This is a genomic window from Microbacterium sp. Root166 (assembly GCF_001427145.1).
Classification (GTDB): Bacteria; Actinomycetota; Actinomycetes; order Actinomycetales; family Microbacteriaceae; genus Microbacterium.
The window spans coordinates 23,639-41,321 of sequence record NZ_LMGL01000002.1 but is presented as its reverse complement, the minus strand read 5'-3'; the positions used below and the strand labels follow the sequence as shown (position 1 = coordinate 41,321).

The following is a 17,683-nucleotide window of genomic DNA, read 5'->3' as shown; positions in this document are numbered from 1 at the left end:
GTCAGACCCCCGAGTTCTGGTGGTGCCACTCGCCGGCGTGGGTGCTCCACGCCTCCGCGTCGAGATCCCGTGGGCGGACGTAGACGTCGTCCAGCGTCGACGGATCCACGGCGTACGCCTTCGCAACGTGCTGCGCGATTCGCCCCTCCGACACGAGCCGCTTGAGATCCTGATCCAGCGTGTGCATTCCCACACTCGCCCCGGCCTGCATGGCGGAGTAGATCTGCGGTACCTGGCCTTCACGAATGAGGTTGGCCACTGCCGGAGTGTTGACGAGCACCTCGGTGGCGATCGTTCGTCCCTCGGTCTGGGCCAGCGGCAGCAGCGTCTGGCTGATCACGCCCTGCAGTGTGTCGCCGAGCTGCGTGCGGATCTGCGCCTGCTGGTGCGAGGGGAATACATCGATGATGCGGTTGATGCTCTTCGCGGCGCCCTGGGTGTGCAACGTCGACAGCACGAGGTGGCCGGTCTCCGCGGCTGACAGGGCCGTCGAAATGGACTCGGCGTCGCGAAGCTCACCGATGAGGATGACATCGGGGTCCTGACGAAGAACGCGACGCAGCGCCTCGGTGAACGAGTTCGTGTCGGTGCCGACCTCGCGCTGGTGGATGAGCGACATCTTGCTCTCGTGGTGGAACTCGATCGGGTCCTCGATCGTGATCACGTGTGCCGGGAGCGTCTTGTTGATGATGTCGACCATCGCCGTCAGCGTGGTCGACTTGCCCGAACCGGTCGGGCCGGTGAGCAGCACCATGCCGCGCGGCCTGAGCGCGAGGTCGCGGGCGACTGCCGGCGCGCCGAGCTCCTCGAGCGTGAACACGCGCTCGGGGATGAAACGAAGAGCGATCGCTATCGAGCCCAGCTGACGGTAGACGTTGACACGGAACCGTCCGAGGCCGTCCGAGGCGTGGGCGAGGTCGACCTCGTGATGCTGTTCGAACTCCTGCCGTTGCGCGGCAGTCATCAGCTCGTGCGCTGCCGCCTCCACCCACGCGGTGGGAATGACTTCCTCGAAGCCAGGTATCGCCTCGAGATCGCCGTCGACGCGCATGAGGGGCGCGGCGTCCCCCGTCAGGTGGACGTCCGATGCTCGTTTGCGGGCGGCCGACGCCAGCAGACCGTCAAGAATTGTCTGGGCCATGATTCACGCCTCCGGAAGCACAAAGGTCAGAGCGGACACCGTCACGTCGTAACCGGTGCCGGTCGGTATCACCGTCGACTGGATGGAGCTGAGCAGGCGTGGTCCCGAGCGCAGGGCATCCAGGAATCGCACCACGGTGTTGAAGTCGACGGCAGTCACGGTGAACACGAAGTCGACCTGCACGCGTCCGTCGCCTGCGGCCACCGGCACGTCGCCTGACGTATCCGTCGGCGCCGCGGCTGCAGGGTCCTCGACGGCGGGATCGGTGGTGGGATCGGTCTCGGCGGGCTCCGTCACCTCCGCCACCTCCCCGACCACCAGAGCCTCCGTGCGGACGGTGAAGGGCGCATCGAGGCCCGCGGTCGCAGTCTGCAACTCGACCCCGGTGGCCGATGCCGATCGCGCGATCAGTTCGAAGACATCGTCGAGCCGGTTGGTCGCGGGAATCTCCGCACGGTGATCGGCGACAGATGCCTCGATCTCGTCCATGCGCTCGGACTGCACCTCGAGGCTGTCTACCTGGATCTGGTAGATGTCGTTGGTCTGCGCGACCTGGCTCGCCTCGGCGTTGGTCCCGACGGACTGCAGATACATCGGCACCGCGACGAGCGCGATGGCGAGGGCGAGAATGCCGAGGCAGACGACAAGTCCGATGATGTTGATGAGCTGCTTAGGCATCACTCGTCTCCCTCGGCATAGTCACCGGAATAGATCGTCTGGTTGAACGCCACTTCGAGCTGATAGGTGTAGACGCCGGACAGCTGCTGATCGGTGGAGAGGAGCCTGCCGTCCGCGTCCCAGACGATCTCGAGGCCACGGACGCTGCGCACCGTCTGACCGATGTCGATCGCGTTGGGGCTCGCCAATGTCAGCGAGCCCACGAGACCGAGCTCCGCCGTCGGGTCGTCGGTTTGCGGGATACCGCCGGTTATCAGATCGAAGCCAGTCAATGTGACTCCGGCAGGCAGCGAAGCCTGTACCTGGCCGATGACCGGCTCCCACGCGAAGTCCGATCCCATGGCTTCGTAGCGGAAGACGTCGAGGTCGGACTCGGTGGACAGCGCGGCGCTCACGTCAGAGAGTGCCGCGAGTTCGGAGATCAGCTGCGTCGTCTCCGCCTGCTCTGCGGCCAGCCGCTGTTGAGCGAACCACGAAAGCACGACGGCACCGGCCACGATGACCGCGGACAGGAGCAGCGCGCCGAGCGCTCCCCACAACCATCGCCGCATGAGCTTCGCACGTTCGCGACGCTCAATCTCCGCCTTGGGCATGAGGTTGACCCGGGGAACCCCGGGCCGAACCAGCACAGGTACTGCGACGCTCATCGCGAGGCCTCCCCGAAGAGTACGCCCGCCGTGGCGACCGTGTTGAATGCGAGCTCGTCGGGCAGCGGATGCTTGCCGACGTTGATCAGCTGATCAAGACGCACGGGCAGCACGGGCAGGTCGAATGCGCGAATGAGCGTCTCGGCCACACCCGGTGCGAGGTACCCGGCTCCGCTGACGCACACTCGCGTTACCTGCGGGGCCCCGGGGCGCGCGGCGAAGAACGCAATCGTGCTGCGCAAGCGCGCGACGAGGTCGTTGACCGCCGGTGAGTTGGCGCCACCGTTGCTCCGCATCGCGGCGCGGGTTCCGGCGGCCGTAGGTCGCGGTGGCACCGACTCGAGCATCTCTTCCAACTCCAACTCTGGTGTCGGCGCGGCGAGTTCTTCGCGCCGAGCAGCAGTGGTCGCCACGTCGACGGGAATGATGCGCACGAAATGCGGGATGCCGTCCGTCGCTGCCACGACGTGAGAGGTGTGGTCGCCGATGTGGATCATCGCCACCGTCTCCCCTGGCTCGGCGACGCGCTTGGCGATCCGCGCGAGTCCGAAGGGCACGAGGTCGACGGCATCCGCTTGCAGCTTCGCTTTGCCGAGCGTGGTGATGATCTGCTCGATCGTCTCCGAGACGGTGGCCACCAGCAGCCCCGAAATCATGTCACCGGTCTGCGTGAGGGGGTAGAAGTCGAGCACGGCCTGGGCCACGGGTACCGGAAGCAAATCCTGCACCTGGAAGGGCAGCGCCTGGCGTAGCAGCTCGGGCTTCATCGCCTGAGTGGTGTACTCGCGGACGAGGATGCGGCGACTGCCGACGCCGACCGTGACACGACGACCCTTGATGCCTGCGGACGTCCACAATTGGCGCAGCGCGACAGCAACCGCATCCGGATCGAGCACTTCCGAGTCTTTCGCCGCCTCACGCGGCAGCGGCACTTCACCGGCCGCGACCAGCGCCGGAGAGCGACCCGTCGTCATCTCGACGGCGCGCACACTTTCCTCTGTGATCTCGAGCGCCACGGAGGTTTTCGCCATGGTCTCACCTACCTTCTTCGAAGTCGCTCCCGCGGCGGCTCACGCCGCTCCCATCACACGGAGGCGAACAGTTCCATGTACCACCGGGCGAGAGCCTCGCCCGTGAAGATTCCCACCCAGGCGCCCGCGATCATCCACGGGCCGAAAGGGATTGCCGTCTTGCGGCCGGCACGGCGCAGCGCGATCAGCGCGAGGCCGAACACGCCTCCGAGCACGAAGGCCGCGAATGCACCGACGACCAGCGCGCCCCAGCCGATGAAGCCGAGGTAGAGTCCGACGACGCCGGCAAGCTTGACGTCGCCGCCGCCCATTCCCCCCGGTCGGGCGAGCCGGAGCAGGAAGTAGAACGCGTAGAGCGAAACCATGCCGATCGCTGCCCGGAGTAGTGCGATCCAATCGCCGCTCAGGGCTGAGGCGGCCGTCAGCAGCACACCGGCGACAAGGTAGCTGGGCAGCACGATCGCATTCGGCAGGCGGTGCGTGTCGAGGTCGATGAGCGTCAGTACGATGCTGATCGCGGCGAAGTACAGGAACGCGATGATGATCAGCGCGTCCGCCCAGATCTGCGGAGACGACGTGGCAGGAACGGCGAGGCCGGCGGTGAGCGCCCACCACGCGATCGCGGCGAACGCGAGACCCGTGATGCCCTCGACGACCGCGTATCTCGGCGCTATCGGCGAATGGCAGGCGGCGCACCGGCCACGCAACGCGAGCCAGGAGACGACCGGCACGTTCTGCCACGGCTTCACCGCTGCATCGCACTGCGGGCACCGGCTCTCGCGCAGCAGCGAGATCCCGGCTGGCACCCGGTAGGCAACCACGTTCAGAAAAGAACCGATGAGCAGCCCGAACACGCCTGCGGTGACGACGATGAAGGCGGTGAGCGGCGTCATGGGTCAGTTCTCGGACTGGTAGAGCAGCACGCCGAGCGTCTGCGTCAAGGTGGTCTCGTCGATGACCCCGCCCTCGCCCTTGATCTTGCAGCCCAGCTTGGGAAGCGCTCCAGGCCACGACATCGGCTGGCACGTGTAGAGCGAGCCGGAGTGGAAGTGTGTGGTGTCATCGGCGTAGAGCTGGCCGGAGAAGCTCGCGGTCACGGTGCCTCCCAGGCCGCAGGGGCTGTACACCATCACGTTGATGTCGGTGTCGATGGCGCTGGAAGCTGTGAAACCGTCAGGAGTGTTGCGGGTGCCGGTACTGCCGCAGGTCGGCTTCGTGTCTCCGGCGGCATCGCGATCGTCACGATTGCCATCGGAGTGGATGAACAGCAGCTGCTTGGCAGGGGAGGCAGCGCTGAGGTTGCCGACCTCGATGTCCATGCCCTGATTCTTCGGTGCGATGATGACGACATCCCGTGTGAGTGTCTCACCGACCAAGTTGAGCTTCACGTCTTTCGTGCAAGCCGAGAAGTCGAGTACGAGGCGCGCCGTGGACGCGGCGAGCAACGGTTCGACGAAGGCCGAGGCGGTGTTCGCGTTCTGGAGCACGTTGCAGTTGATCGCCATCGGAGTTCCCCAACCTGAGGCGGCATCGAGGTCGATCCATTGCGAGGCGGCTTCGAGCCACTCGAGCGTGGGCTCGAAGACAGGCTCGTCCGGAGAGTTCGGAGTGACGATGCCGGTCGTCCAGCCGGGGTCCTTCGTCACGGAGCCCATCGAGATCACGGTGCCGCCGACAGTGCCGAGGCCACCGCCGTTGTCGTCGAGGATGACCTCGCCGCCGGCGTGGATCTTGCCGGCCACCGAAGTATTGCCGTTGGACCGCAGGTCCACGAGGCCGTTGGTCGTGATGTTGCCGACGCTGCTGCTGGACGGCCGTGCGTTGATGTGCCAGCCGTTGCTCTGGCCGCTCACCTTGCCGTCAGCGTAGATATCGCCGTTGATCGTGCAGCCGTTGCTGAGCGAGACGGTGCCGTTGAGCACGTAGAGGTCACCGTCGAGGATGCCGTTGATGTTGCACGACCAGTTGCCGCTTCGAAGCACCAGGTCACCGGTGTAGTGCGCAACGCCCTGCGTCACGCTGCCGGAGAAGTAGGTGACGACGCCTCCGGGAACCTCGGCGTAGCTGACCGACCAGGGGTATACCGAGTTGATGGTGGTCGTCGTGCCGTCGGGCCCCGTTCCCGTCGACTCGATGACGACGTACTTGGTCGCGGACGTCGGGCACCCCGCCGTGACACCGGTCGAGGCGGCGGACTCGGGCTGGGCGCCGGCCGTCTGATAGATCCGACTGGTGAACTGCGGGGACGAGCCCGCGAAGTTGGTCTGCGTCGGACTGCATCCGGCGTTGAGCGCACTGACGGCGACATCGCGGCCCGACTCTGCTGCGACAAAAGAATCGAGATTGTCACCGTTCTGAGCGTTGGCACCGATGGTGGCCACAACGGAAGCCGCGATGGCGGTCGCAACGATGAAGCCGACGATCATGACGATGACGACGGACATCAACACGGCGCCTCGGTCATCGGACTCGCGCATTTGAGCGCGCAGGCGGTCTACGACCAGCATGTCCCGCTCCCTCCTGCAGTCATAGACCGCGTTGCGACCTCGCCCTTGATCCGCACGGGGGCGGATTCGGTGGTCAGATCGAAGGTGTAGACGACGACGTCGCCCGTTGCCACGAAGAACGGCACACCGGGTCGCTGAACGACGCCGCTCTGCCACGTCGGCCATGACGTCGAGGGAGTCGAAAGAGTTGTGGTATCGGTCGTCATTTGCGCCGCGCCGGCGACGATCCGGAAGCCCTGGCATTGCAGTTCTCCGTCGAGTGAGGTGCGCACGCGCAGCTCGGTGCCGGTCGCGTCGACCTCGAAGAAGAGCGCGTTGCGCATGGCGCGTTCGATGGTGGCGCCTACGAGCTGACCGCGGTTGGTTGCCTGCGTCACCGTCGTCACCTCTTCCTGAGTCCGCCATGAGTTCACGAAGATCATCACGACGGCGCCCATGATGATGCCCCCGACGATGATCGCGACGATGAGCTCGATGAGACCGAGTCCGCTCTCGTCACTGTGCTGCCGCTTGGGAGCCCTCATGGGATGAACACCAATGCCGTCGTGCGGGCGATGACGTCACCGTCAGAGTCGGTGACGGCGAGCTGGACCCGCACGGTCGTGTCCGACGCGCACGAGCCGAGAGTGCCGAGCGTGCCGTCGATCGCGTAGGTGCGGTACGAGCCTGAGGTGGTCAGGGATGACCCGCGTCCATCCGTCACGGCTGGAGCTGTGACAGCGCCGGCGACCCTGGCGCACGTGGGCTGTTCACGCAGCTCCTCTACGAGCGAGTTCACGTGGCGGGTTGCGGTCGCCGTGGCCGACTCCGTCGACGCGAGCCTGATTCCCTGCCAGAGGAGCGGGATGAGAGCCACAGCGATGATCGCCAGCAGAAGCATGGAGATGATCACCTCGACGAGGCCGAAGCCTGCATCTGACTCTCGATTGTTCATCTCTCTCCCCAGAGCGCTTAAGCGGGAATCGGGGTGGGGACGATGTCCCCACCCCGAATGGGCTGATTAGCAGCCGGGGCCGGAGGTCGAGTCGACGGCTGCGGGGCCCTCGACCGTGACGCAGAAGTCGTCGAGGGTGTCGCCGTCCGCGATCGTGATGTCGTATGTAGCGCCATCCTCGAGGTTGGCAAATGTGTGAGCGCTCGAGCCGTTGGCGATGGTCGCAGCGGCCTGCGTCGCAGCGTTCGCTGCAACAGTGTCCTGCGCGGACTGCTCGGCGTTCGCCTGCAGTCCGAGAAACACCGGGATCGCGATGGCGACGAGGATGCCGAGGATCACGACGACGACGATGAGCTCGATGAGCGAGAAGCCGCCATCTTCGCCGCGCTCTTCGCGCTGCTTCTTCAGGTCGTCCATGTAGTTCTTGATGAATGCACGCATGTGCTGTCTCCCCTAATGCGGTGGATGGTTTCGGACAGCACTGATGAAGCCACGAACGTGACTGATCGACACAAACCCCATATATGTTGCGTCCCCGACCTCATCAGAGCCGAGGTGAGACGCACGCGGTTCGGCGTGAATCCCCTCCCACCCATGAGCATGAGATCTCTCTCATGCTCCTGTCAACGGAGCGTACCGCAGGGTTCACTCAGGAAACTCTCAAGAACCACATTCGCTTACGCATTCCGCTCAGGAATCGCCGCAAACGGTCACGGACCGTATCGAATCGTCCAGAATTCCGATAGGTGCTTCCCGCGCGATTCTCGCAGCGCCTTTCAATCTTCCGCCCGCGATCGCCACCGAAGGAGTTCCCGTGCACTGGTGGCAGCTGGTGTGGTCGATCACCTGCTGTGTGGTGGTCATCTTCCTGCCGGGGCTCAGCATCGCGGCGGCGCTGCGGCTTCGTGGCCTGTGGCTTGCCGGTGCCGGCGCCGCCCTCGGCGTCTCCGTGATCACGACATCGACGGCGATAGCCGCTGCCATCGGAGCGGTCTGGTCGCTGTGGGTGGTACTCGGGCTTACAGCCGTACTCGCGCTGATCGCGGCACTTCTGACTCGTTCCATCCCATTTCTGCGACCACGGCACTCCGATGCTGTGAACTCGCGCTGGTCGTCGACGCTCGGAGTAGCGCTGGGTGCTTTTCTGCTGACAGTACGTCTCGCGTCAGCGATTCCAGCACCGGATGCGTTCGCACAGGTCGGAGACAATGTCTTCCATCTGAATGCCGTGCGCTCGATCCTCGACAGCGGCATCGCGTCCCCCTTTGGATTCGGGGGCTTCGGTGACCCGTCCGCGGCAATCGACTTCTATCCCACCGGTTGGCACGCGATATCAGCCCTCGTCGTCGGAGTATCAGGAGCGTCCATTCCCACTGCCACCAACGCAGTGCTGGTCGTCTTCACGTGCCTCATCTGGCCACTCGGCGCGGTCCTTCTCACACGCACCCTCTTCGGAACCCAGCCGGTACTCCTCATCGCTGCCGGGGCTCTGTCAGCCGGTTTCGCCCTCTATCCGTTTTATCTGCTTCCGTATCTCGGCACCTTTCCGCTCGTGGCGGGTATCGCGTTACTGCCGATCGGCCTCGCCGCAATCTGCGCGTGCTGCGGAATCGGCGCCGGAAATATCCGTCGCGTTGCTGCGGGTACCGTGGCGGCAGGTTCAGTCCCCGCTATTGCGCTGACCCACCCCTCGGTAATCGTCATGCTCGCGGTCCTGGCACTGCCGCCAGTCATTGCAGCCGCGCTCCGGACCGCGCGCAAGGGCCATGAGCGCGGCCGACTCGTCCTCTTGCTCGGTGCACTTGCCGTGGCAGCAGTGCTGGCGATGATCGTGTTCGTCCGGCCGCACATCGAGCAGCCCGCTGCTTGGCGATCGACGATCCCGCAGGCGATCGGCGAAGTGCTTACCCAGTCCTACGCGAGTTCGATCCTCCCGCTGGTCACTGCCGCTTTCACCACCATCGGCATCGTTCTCAGCATCAAGCGTGGTCGAGCCGGCGACGGCGTAGCGGTGGGAATGTGGGCCATCGTGGGCTTCCTCTACATCTCCGCCGCCGGGGACAACGAGTTCCTCCGCATCGTCATGTCCGGCCCCTGGTACTCGGATGCCACGCGCATCGCGGCGTTCGCTCCCGCCGTGATCATTCCGCTCGCCGCGGTCGGCGTGCAGTCCGCTTGGATCTGGATCGCTCAGCTGCTGCGCACCTCGGGTCTCCACCGCTTCGATCTGGTGACCCGTTCGCTCGCGCTGCTCATCCTCTGCACACTGTTGGTGCAGTCACCCGGTGTGCGTCGGACCGACTCATGGATGAACGCGGTCTACACCCCCACAGACAATCCCATCCAGGCGCTTCTCGCGGTCAGCCCTGACGACCGTGCGGTGCTGTCCCAGATCGAGCAGATCGTTCCCCGCGACGAGGTCATCGCGGGCAGTCCGCGCGATGGCTCGAGTCTGGCGTACGCACTGACCGGGCGTCCGGTGCTCGTAGGGCACCTTCTTGCTCCGATCTCTCCGGAGAAGAGGGCGTTCCTCGATGGCTTTGCCAGCGCGACCACCGGGGACGCCGCTTGCGAGGCAGCGCGCGACCTCGAGGTGAAGTGGGTCCTCGAGTTCCATAAGGAGAACCCGTCCCCGATCCTTCGGCCGCAACCCGGCCTCGAGAATCTCGACGACTCCCCCAACGTCGAACTCGCGTTCCGCTCCGGCTCGTCCTCGCTCTATAAGGTGGTCGGCTGCGGCGTCGGGTAGATGCGGGCGGTTCGTCTCGCTTCGCTCGCTCAACGACCGGGGCTTCGCGCGCTCAACGACCGAGCGCGCTCACCCGTCGAGCACGTCGAGCCGAACCACCACGGGCCCGCCGTCGACCAAGCCTTCGGCATCCCGGACCGCCTTCTTCAGCGGCAGCACGTATGAGCCGGCCTTCGAGTCGGGGAAGATCGACGTCGTCCACTCCGAGCCACCCACCCGCGCGCGAACGCGCACCGCGCCGAAGCCGCGGTAGGGACGCGGGATCTCGCGGATGTCCTCGCTCAGCTCGGGCGGCACGGCGGCGAAGAACCATGAGGCGTCGTCGCGGGCATCCCAGCGGAACACCTCACCCTCGAACTCGATGATCATGCGTCGACGCTACCGATCGGGCTCGACATAGTCCCGCACCAGCGGGATCATGCCGACGAGGGCGCACAGCGACAGCGCCGGCAGCGCGATCACGGGCACGAGCGAGCACGGGAACACGATCACGAGCAGCACGGTCACCACTCCCGGCGAGCCCACGACGACCGCCCAGGGCGCCGAACCCATGACGATCCCGCCGATCGTGGCGATGATCCCCAAGGCGAGCGCCCCGAGCACGAGCGGAAGGCCGTTGCTGACCGTGCACATCGTTCCCTCGAGGTGCATCGGGCTCACCAGGAACATCCCCCACCACAGCACCGCGAGCGCAGCGATCACGGCTGCGCACCAGATCACCGCGAAGGGCAGACGCGCCCAGTGCGGCGGCGGGAGATCATCCGAATGCCGAAACTCCACCATGGCGCTCGACCAGACGCTGCAGACAGTTGGACCAGCCCTCGATATGACTCTGCCGCTCGTCCGCCGAGAGAAAGCCGGTGTGCCTCACGATGACGCGGGTTGCGGCATCCGCTGCCGTTTCGAGCGTCAGCTCGGCGTCGGTCGCGTGCTCCTCACCCTCCCAGCGCCACTCGAGGCGCAGACGCGTCGGCGGGTCGATCGCGAGGATCCTCCCCTCGACCGCGATGCCGGCGACGGCAGAGCGCACCTCCCAGCGCCCGAGCTCGACGGGCTGGACGAGGGCCACCGTCTCGAACCGGGGCGGCCAGATCCAATCGGCCAGGCTCTCGGCATCCGTCAGATCGTTCCAGACGGCACCCGGGGATGCCGCGACCAGTGCGCTCTCGGTCATCTCGAACATGCCGACACGGTAGCGCAGCCCGGCCCGGTTCGCCTCGGTCACTTGGTGAAGCTCACCTCGAACTCATGCTCGGAGTCGTCCGACAGGGCGAGGACGACGGTACCGGTCTTCACCCCGTCGACCGTCACGGGATATCCCGGTACCGGCGACCACCCCAGCGGGGTGGATCGTCGGCCCGGTCGGGAGCGCCACCTGACGCGAGCCCCAGGTTCACTGCGGCCGAGACGGCGGCGGATGACACTCGCGCGCGTGCCATAGGCGTAGCCCTCCCCTCGTCGACGGTGCTTCCCCGCACCGCCACTGCGGCGCGTCCCCCGCGCCGCTCTCCGGCGAATCTCCCCAGTGCGCCGTTGGCCGAAATGCTCCACCTCCGAGCGAGGTATGTCAAGAGGAAGCGGATGCCGCGCCCCGGCGTGGCTCCGCCGGGTCGGGTCGCGGGGCGTTTGCGGTTCGGGCGGGCAGGCGTGGGTGCTTGCGGGACGGGCTGGGTCAGCGGCCGAACTCGGGCGTCCACTCGTCGCCGGCCGGAGCCCATTCGGCTGCGGCGGGTGCGGCATCCGTTGCTTCTTGAGTCTTCTCGCGCCGCCAGGGGGCACCCTCGGGCCAACTGGCCGCGAACGTCGTCACCACCCGCAAGACGCGGCGCGACAGGCCGCTCACGGTCTGGACGGGACGCGCCGAGACGGGCATGCGCAGCTGCGGGTCGTAACGCACGCCGTCGGCTGCGCGGAGGCGGATCGTGAGGTCGAGGTCGTCGTGGATCGTCGCGTTCTCGCGGTCGACGACGTCGCGCACGCGCAGCCAGAGGGAGGTGCGCATCGCGAAGTTCGAGCCGAAGACCAGCGGGATGCCGAGCCATTTGCGGATCCAGAAGTGCCCACCGCCGATGTACCAGTGCTCGCCGAGGTAGTTGGCGAGAGGGCTGCCGCCGTAGAACTCGGCGCCGCCGGTGAGGACGCCGAGGCCCGGATCCGCGACGAAGGCGCGCACGAGATTCGCGATCCAGTCCGGGTGCGGACGCGAATCGGCGTCGAGCCGCGCGATGATGTCGGCGGAGTCGCTCGCCTCGTCGTAGCCGCGGGCGGCGGCCGGCCAGATGCCGATCTGCTCTTCGCGGATGACGTCGGCGCCGTGGCGGCGGGCGACGGCGGCCGAGGCATCCGTGCTGGCGTTGTCGATCACGACGATGCGATCGGCCGGATGCTCCTGCGCGGCGAGCGCCGTCAGGCAGGCGTCGAGATACTCGGCGTCGTCACGGCACGGGATGACGACCGTGACACGTGGGGCGAGGGGCACACGCGACACCCTACTCCGGGGGCTCTGCGGGCATTTGGTTGTGGTGGCGTGTCGGGTTTTGTGGCTTCGGGGCCGGGCCGGGTCAATGTCGGAGGCCCTTCGTAGAGTGAGATTGTTCGAACTCGGGAGTGCCCACCGTGAGTTTCGGCGGCCCGTCGCGGTCGCCCTGACGGAAGGCGCACCACCATCGACGCTCCGATCGACCCCGTCGCAGCCCTCGCCGAGGCGCTGGCCGCGGTCGAGCGTGCCTGGCCCGAGGGCGGGCGTTCGCGTGTGGATGGGCTGACGCATCCCGAGCTCGTCGGGTTGAACGGAGCGCTCGGCGCCCTGCGACGCCGAGTTGAGGCCGCGCATGCGCAGGTCGCCTCCGAGATCGCCCGGCAGTCGCGGCCAGAGCTCGGGGCCGAGGGGCTCGCCAAGAAGAACGGGTACCGCAACCCAGCCCTGCTCATCGCCACCACCACCGGCACCACCGTCGGCGACGCCTCGCGGCTCGTCGCCGTGGGTGAGGCAACTGCTCCGCGGCGCACGTTCAGTGGAGCGGATGCCCCGGCCCGCCACCCGCATGTCGCTCGAGCGCTCGCTACCGGCGACATCGGCATGAACGCCTCGGCTGCCATCATCGCCATGCTCGATCGGGTCGCGCTGCGCGCGGCGCCGGACGTCGTCGACAGCGCCGAGCAGACGCTGGCCGGCCAGGCCGTCGGGCTGTCGCTGGATCAGCTGGGCCGGGTCTTGGCCCGCGCCGAGGCGTACATTGACCCCGACGGCCTCGAGCCGAAAGAGGAGCAGCTCCGCGGCGAGCGCGGCCTGGTCATGTTCGAGCGGGCCGGGATGGTGCATCTCAACGCCAAGCTCGACCCCGAGTCCGCAGCGCCGGTGAAGGCGGCGATCGAGGCGATCGTGACAGCGGAGTTCCGCAATGAGGCGGGGAACGATGGGGTGGGCGAGCGCGACGATGCCGATGCGCCCAGGCGCACTCTCTCCCAGCGGCAGGCCGATGCCCTCGTGCAGCTCGCGACGCACGTCGCCGGGTGCACGGCCACCGGGCGTCCGATGGAGGGCGCGACCGTCATCGTGCGCATGACCTTGGCCGACCTCGAGTCCGGCAACGGATCCGCGACGGTCGACGGGATCGATCAGCCCATATCGATCGCTACTGCTCGCCGGATGGCTGCGTCGGGCGGGGTGATCCCCTGCGTCCTCGACGGCGACAGCGAGATCGTCGACTGGGGCCGGCAGCGGCGGCTCTTCACTCTTGCCCAACGACGCGCCCTCGCCGAACGCGACGGAGGCTGCGCGATGTGCGGTCTCCCACCCGGCATGACAAAGGCCCATCACCTTCGATGGTGGTCTCGGGATGCCGGACCCACCGACCTCTCGAACGGCGTGCTGCTGTGCGAGACCTGCCACCATCGCATCCACGACAACGGATGGGACATCAGAATCGAAGGCCGCGGGGTCGAAGGAAGAGTGTGGTTCGTTCCCCCACCTCACGTCGATCCGGACCGGGTGCCCAGGCTGGGCGGCAATGCGCGGTTCTCGTTCGTCGCAAGAACGGCGCGCGCTCGTGGGTGAAGACTGTCCGGTTGCGCGGGCGAGCGCTCTCCCGAACTGACCCTTGAAACCGCTCCCAAGGTTTGGTTACTGTCCTGTAAGTAGGCGGCACACCTGCCGCGCGGCATCCCTCGACGAAGAGAGAATTTCGCATGACACGCCATTCCCCCCACCGTTCCCGGATCCGGTTCGCCGCCGTGCTCACGGGTGCGACCCTCATCGCAGGAGCACTGATGGCCGCTCCGGCCGCAGCCGCCCCGCCACAGGCAATCGACCCGTTCAACCCCGACTTCGGGCCGAACGTCACCGTCTACGGTCCCGAAACCCCGCAGGCGCAGATCCAGTCCGAGCTCGACGCCCTCCACACGCAGCAGGTGAACGCCGAGATGAGCATCGAACGGAAGGCGGTGTTCTTCCTTCCCGGCCAGTACGGCTCGACGGCAGACCCGCTGCAATTCAACCTCGGCTACTACACCGAGGTCGCGGGACTCGGCGCCTCCCCCGAAGACGTCACCGTCCACGGCGGCATCGAGGTCTACAACCGCTGCCTCGCCGACGGCGGCACGGGCAACTGCCTCGCCCTGGTGAACTTCTGGCGCACGATCTCGAACCTGTCCATCGACGTCGACAAGACCGGTCAGGACGGCTGCCGCGCGAGCGCGAACTTCTGGGCCGTCTCGCAGGCCGTGTCGATGCGTCGCGTCGACGTCTCGGGCGCGAACCTCTCGCTCATGGACTACTGCACCGCCGGTCCCCAGTACGCCAGCGGCGGCTTCATCGCCGACTCGCGACTCCCCTACGTCGTCAGCGGCTCGCAGCAACAGTGGCTGATCCGCGACAGCGAGGTCGCCGGCTGGTCCAACGGCGTCTGGAACCAGGTCTTCTCGGGCGTCGTCGGCGCCCCCGACGACGCCGGCTTCCCGACCCCGCCCTACACGACGATCGACGAGACCCCGATCAGCCGCGAGAAGCCGTACCTCTACGTCGACGCCGACGGCCGCTATAACCTGCGCGTGCCGGCAGTGCAGCGCAACTCCAGCGGCGTGAGCTGGGCCGACGGAGAGACGGCGGGGCGCAGCATCCCGATCACCGAATTCTTCATCGCGCAGCCCGGCGATTCGGTCAAGGACATCAACAACGCCCTCGCACGCGGCCAGCACCTGCTGCTGACCCCGGGCGTCTACGACATCGACCGCACGATCGAGGTCAAGCGCGCCGACACGGTCGTGCTCGGCATCGGACACGCGACCCTCACCGCCGTGGGTGGCGCGGTGCCGCTCGAGGTGAAGGACGCCCCGGGCATCGTCGTCGCCGGAGTCACCATCGACGCCGGCACCGAGCTGTCTCCCGTCCTGCTGCGCGTCGGCAAGGAGCACGGCGGCAAGCCGCTGGGCGCCGAGAACCCGATCACGCTGAGCGACGTGTACTTCCGCGTGGGCGGACCGCACATCGGCAAGTCGACGACCGCGCTCGAGGTCAACTCCGACAACGTTCTCATCGACCACACCTGGGTGTGGCGCGGCGACCACGGAGTCGAAGGCTTCACCGAGGGCTTCAACGGCGACACCGACCGGTGGAACACCAACACCGGCACGAACGGCGTGATCGTCAACGGCGACAACGTGTCGGCGACCGGCCTGTTCGTCGAGCACTTCCAGCAGTACAACACCCTGTGGAAGGGCGAGAACGGCCACGTCATCCTGTACCAGAACGAGCTGCCGTACGACCCGCCGACCCAGGCGGACTGGACCCAGCCCGACGGCACGCTCGGCTACCCGGGCTACGTCGTCGACGCAAAGGTGAAGAACCACCAGCTCTTCGGTGCGGGCGTGTACGTCTTCAACCAGAACAACCCGTCGATCATCACGGCGAACGGCTTCTCGGTGCCCGAGACGCCCGGAGTGAAGCTGCACCACATCATGACGGTGAACCTCAGCGCCGGCACGGTCCAGCACGTCGTGAACGGCATCGGCGGCCAGGCCGACAACACCAACACCGGCGCGCCGCAGTACGTCGTGGACTACCCCACGCCGTAGCGAACGACGAAACAGAGCGGATGCCCCGACCCGGCCACCACGCCGGGCCGGGGCATCCGTCTGTCTTGTCGCCGGGTTCCCGCACCCTAGGCTCGAGCGCATGCCGACCTCGCCCGCCCGTCGTGTCCCCACCGCTGCGCCGAATCGCGCCGAATCGATGAGGGACCTGTCCCGGCCGCTGCCGGCCGCACTGAGCTGGAGCGTGCTCGTCGGGTTCGTCGCGGCGTTCGCGATCGCATTCGTCGCGCTGAGCCTGCCCTGGTGGATGCCGGCACTCTACGTCGTGATGAGCATCATCGCCTTCGCGGCCTACGGCCTCGACAAGTCCGCGGCCCGGCGCGGCGCACAGCGCACCTCCGAGCAGGCGCTCCTCACCATGGGAATCGCGTGCGGCTGGCCCGGCGCCCTCATCGCGCAGCAGGTGTTCCGGCACAAGACCCGCAAGCGCTCGTTCCGCCGGGCGTTCTGGACCACCGTGGTGCTGAACATCCTCGCGCTCGGTGCGCTCGTCGCACTCGCGACGCTGCGCGGCTGGGACCTGTCGCTCGGACTCTGAGCGTCGTCGGGCGTTTCGTCTCGTCACTTCGCTCCTCGCTCAGCGAGACGGAACGCCCGCCGTCAGCGCGTGCCGTCCGCGTCCGCACCCCAGTACGCCGGCACGTTCGCCATCAGGAACGAGCGGACCAGCTCGACGAGCTCCATCGCCTCGTACAGGTTGCCCGGGCACTCGTCGTCGCCGCAGCGACACGGGTAGTTGGCGTCCAGGAACCGTTCGATCCCTCGCAGCAGTCGGTCATCGGACATGAGATCTCCTCGATCGATCGTCGGCATGCGCGTGCACGCCGGATCGCCGCATGACGCGGTGCGATCAATGTCGGAGCAGACCGCCCGTCACCACTGCGGGTGAATGGCCTCGCGCAGATCGCGGTCGTAGACCTCGCGCACGACACGGTCGAACGCGTCGACGTCGAACCCGCCGTCGAGCAGAGCCGCGGCATCCGCATTCGACACCGCCTGCCGCACGTTGCGCGCTCCCGGGATCACGCTGGTCACGCCCCGCTGCGAGGCGATCCACGCCAGCGTGGCGGCGGGCAGCGCCACGCCGTCGGGCAGCGCCGCGGCGAGCTCGTTCGCGGCATCCACTCCGATCGAGAAGTCGACGCCCGAGAACGTCTCGCCGCGATCGAACGCCTCGCCCTGCCGGTTGTAGGTGCGGTGATCGTTCTCGGCGAACGTGGTCGAGGCGGTGTACTTCCCCGACAGCAGTCCGGACGCCAGCGGAACGCGCGCGAAGATCGCCACACCGGCAGCGGATGCCGCGGGCAGCACCTCGTCGAGCGGCTTGAGGCGGAACGGGTTGAAGATGATCTGCACGTTCGTCACGTTCGGCCGCGCGATCGCGGCGAGCGCCTGCGCAGTGGTCTCGACCGAGACGCCGTACGCGGCGATCGTGCCGTCGGCGACCAACGCGTCGAGTGCGTCGTACGTCTCGTCGGCCTCGATGACGGCCGAGGGCGGGCAGTGCAGCTGGACGAGATCGAGCGTCTCGACGCCGAGGTTCCGGCGGGAGCGATCGGTCCAGGCTCGGAAGTTCTCGGGCGAGTAGTTCTCGGGCTCCTGGGCGAGCCGGCGGCCCATCTTGGTCGCGACCGTGATGCCGTGATCCGGGCGTCCCGCGAGGAAGTGCCCGATGATCGACTCGCTGCGCCCATCGCCGTAGACATCGGCGGTGTCGAAGAGCGTCACACCCTGATCAGCGGATGCCGCGAGCACAGCCGTCGCGTCCTCCTCGCTGACCGCGCCCCAGTCCGCGCCGAGCTGCCACGTGCCGAGGCCGATCGCAGAGACGTCGCGGCCGGTCCGGCCGAGGGGGCGCTGCTGCATGGGGATCCTTCCGACGGGGTCACGGGCGCGACCGCGTTCC

General features: G+C 67.2%; 19 protein-coding genes. 4 read left to right on the top strand and 15 right to left on the bottom strand.

The window, feature by feature from the left end; all coding sequences use genetic code 11:
- Window position 1: 1 nt before the first annotated feature.
- The 9 genes from ASD56_RS07980 to ASD56_RS07940 all read right to left on the bottom strand — a co-directional run bounded on the left by ASD56_RS07980 (window position 2) and on the right by ASD56_RS07940 (window position 7,379).
- Window positions 2-1,141, bottom strand: coding sequence for a type IV pilus twitching motility protein PilT (locus ASD56_RS07980; protein ID WP_082541380.1), 1,140 nt, complete (start codon window positions 1,139-1,141; stop codon window positions 2-4).
- A gap of 3 nt (window positions 1,142-1,144) precedes the next feature.
- Window positions 1,145-1,819: a hypothetical protein gene (locus tag ASD56_RS07975; protein ID WP_055963962.1), complete on the bottom strand. Its 675-nt coding sequence runs from the start codon at window positions 1,817-1,819 to the stop codon at window positions 1,145-1,147.
- Window positions 1,819-2,412 carry a hypothetical protein gene (locus ASD56_RS07970; RefSeq protein ID WP_157535886.1) on the bottom strand — a complete coding sequence of 198 codons (594 nt, stop codon included), beginning with the start codon at window positions 2,410-2,412 and terminating at the stop codon, window positions 1,819-1,821. The genes ASD56_RS07975 and ASD56_RS07970 overlap by 1 nt, the downstream gene beginning before the upstream one ends.
- A 50-nt stretch (window positions 2,413-2,462) precedes the next feature.
- Window positions 2,463-3,497: a pilus assembly protein PilM gene (gene pilM, locus ASD56_RS07965; RefSeq protein ID WP_055963956.1), complete on the bottom strand. Its 1,035-nt coding sequence runs from the start codon at window positions 3,495-3,497 to the stop codon at window positions 2,463-2,465.
- Between the two features lie 53 nt (window positions 3,498-3,550).
- The gene (locus ASD56_RS07960) at window positions 3,551-4,390 is read right to left on the bottom strand and encodes a prepilin peptidase (RefSeq protein WP_055963953.1); all 840 of its coding nucleotides are present in this window, start codon (window positions 4,388-4,390) and stop codon (window positions 3,551-3,553) included.
- Window positions 4,391-4,393: 3 nt separating this feature from the next.
- A complete protein-coding gene (locus tag ASD56_RS07955) occupies window positions 4,394-6,004 on the bottom strand; it encodes a hypothetical protein (RefSeq protein ID WP_055963950.1) in 1,611 nt (536 codons plus the stop codon).
- The gene (locus ASD56_RS07950) at window positions 5,992-6,528 is read right to left on the bottom strand and encodes a prepilin-type N-terminal cleavage/methylation domain-containing protein (RefSeq protein WP_055963947.1); all 537 of its coding nucleotides are present in this window, start codon (window positions 6,526-6,528) and stop codon (window positions 5,992-5,994) included. Before ASD56_RS07950 ends, ASD56_RS07955 begins: the two co-directional genes overlap by 13 nt.
- A complete protein-coding gene (locus tag ASD56_RS07945) occupies window positions 6,525-6,938 on the bottom strand; it encodes a type IV pilus modification PilV family protein (RefSeq protein ID WP_055963943.1) in 414 nt (137 codons plus the stop codon). Before ASD56_RS07945 ends, ASD56_RS07950 begins: the two co-directional genes overlap by 4 nt.
- Window positions 6,939-7,004: 66 nt before the next feature.
- Window positions 7,005-7,379, bottom strand: a complete 375-nt coding sequence (locus ASD56_RS07940; protein ID WP_055963941.1) for a prepilin-type N-terminal cleavage/methylation domain-containing protein — start codon at window positions 7,377-7,379, stop codon at window positions 7,005-7,007.
- Between the two features lie 373 nt (window positions 7,380-7,752).
- On the opposite strand from ASD56_RS07940, the gene ASD56_RS07935 reads away from it, so the two are divergent.
- On the top strand, window positions 7,753-9,687 hold the full coding sequence (locus ASD56_RS07935) for a DUF6541 family protein (RefSeq protein ID WP_055963938.1): 1,935 nt from the start codon (window positions 7,753-7,755) through the stop codon (window positions 9,685-9,687).
- 69 nt (window positions 9,688-9,756) lie between these two features.
- On the opposite strand, the gene ASD56_RS07930 is transcribed toward ASD56_RS07935, so the two are convergent.
- From ASD56_RS07930 to ASD56_RS07915, 4 genes are all read right to left on the bottom strand, one after another.
- Window positions 9,757-10,056: a DUF1905 domain-containing protein gene (locus ASD56_RS07930; protein ID WP_055963935.1), complete on the bottom strand. Its 300-nt coding sequence runs from the start codon at window positions 10,054-10,056 to the stop codon at window positions 9,757-9,759.
- Between the two features lie 9 nt (window positions 10,057-10,065).
- Window positions 10,066-10,389 (bottom strand): hypothetical protein, encoded by a 324-nt coding sequence (locus tag ASD56_RS07925; protein ID WP_157535883.1) that lies wholly within the window; start codon window positions 10,387-10,389, stop codon window positions 10,066-10,068.
- A 55-nt stretch (window positions 10,390-10,444) separates the two neighbouring features.
- Window positions 10,445-10,912 carry an SRPBCC family protein gene (locus tag ASD56_RS07920; protein ID WP_235565606.1) on the bottom strand — a complete coding sequence of 156 codons (468 nt, stop codon included), beginning with the start codon at window positions 10,910-10,912 and terminating at the stop codon, window positions 10,445-10,447.
- A gap of 447 nt (window positions 10,913-11,359) precedes the next feature.
- Window positions 11,360-12,166, bottom strand: a complete 807-nt coding sequence (locus ASD56_RS07915) for a glycosyltransferase (RefSeq protein ID WP_055963930.1) — start codon at window positions 12,164-12,166, stop codon at window positions 11,360-11,362.
- Window positions 12,167-12,439: 273 nt separating this feature from the next.
- Here ASD56_RS07915 and ASD56_RS07910 point away from each other — a divergent pair, with 273 nt between their 5' ends.
- From ASD56_RS07910 to ASD56_RS07900, 3 genes are all read left to right on the top strand, one after another.
- Complete coding sequence (locus ASD56_RS07910; RefSeq protein ID WP_235565605.1) at window positions 12,440-13,744, top strand: HNH endonuclease; 1,305 nt, start codon at window positions 12,440-12,442, stop codon at window positions 13,742-13,744.
- 131 nt (window positions 13,745-13,875) lie between these two features.
- On the top strand, window positions 13,876-15,759 hold the full coding sequence (locus ASD56_RS07905; RefSeq protein WP_055963922.1) for a hypothetical protein: 1,884 nt from the start codon (window positions 13,876-13,878) through the stop codon (window positions 15,757-15,759).
- 100 nt (window positions 15,760-15,859) lie between these two features.
- Complete coding sequence (locus ASD56_RS07900; protein WP_235565604.1) at window positions 15,860-16,315, top strand: DUF1294 domain-containing protein; 456 nt, start codon at window positions 15,860-15,862, stop codon at window positions 16,313-16,315.
- A gap of 62 nt (window positions 16,316-16,377) precedes the next feature.
- Here the strand turns inward: ASD56_RS07900 and ASD56_RS07895 are convergent, their stop codons facing one another.
- Both ASD56_RS07895 and ASD56_RS07890 read right to left on the bottom strand, forming a co-directional pair.
- Window positions 16,378-16,563 (bottom strand): hypothetical protein, encoded by a 186-nt coding sequence (locus tag ASD56_RS07895; RefSeq protein WP_055963919.1) that lies wholly within the window; start codon window positions 16,561-16,563, stop codon window positions 16,378-16,380.
- Window positions 16,564-16,650: 87 nt separating this feature from the next.
- Window positions 16,651-17,643, bottom strand: a complete 993-nt coding sequence (locus ASD56_RS07890) for an aldo/keto reductase (protein WP_055963916.1) — start codon at window positions 17,641-17,643, stop codon at window positions 16,651-16,653.
- Window positions 17,644-17,683 lie beyond the last annotated feature (40 nt).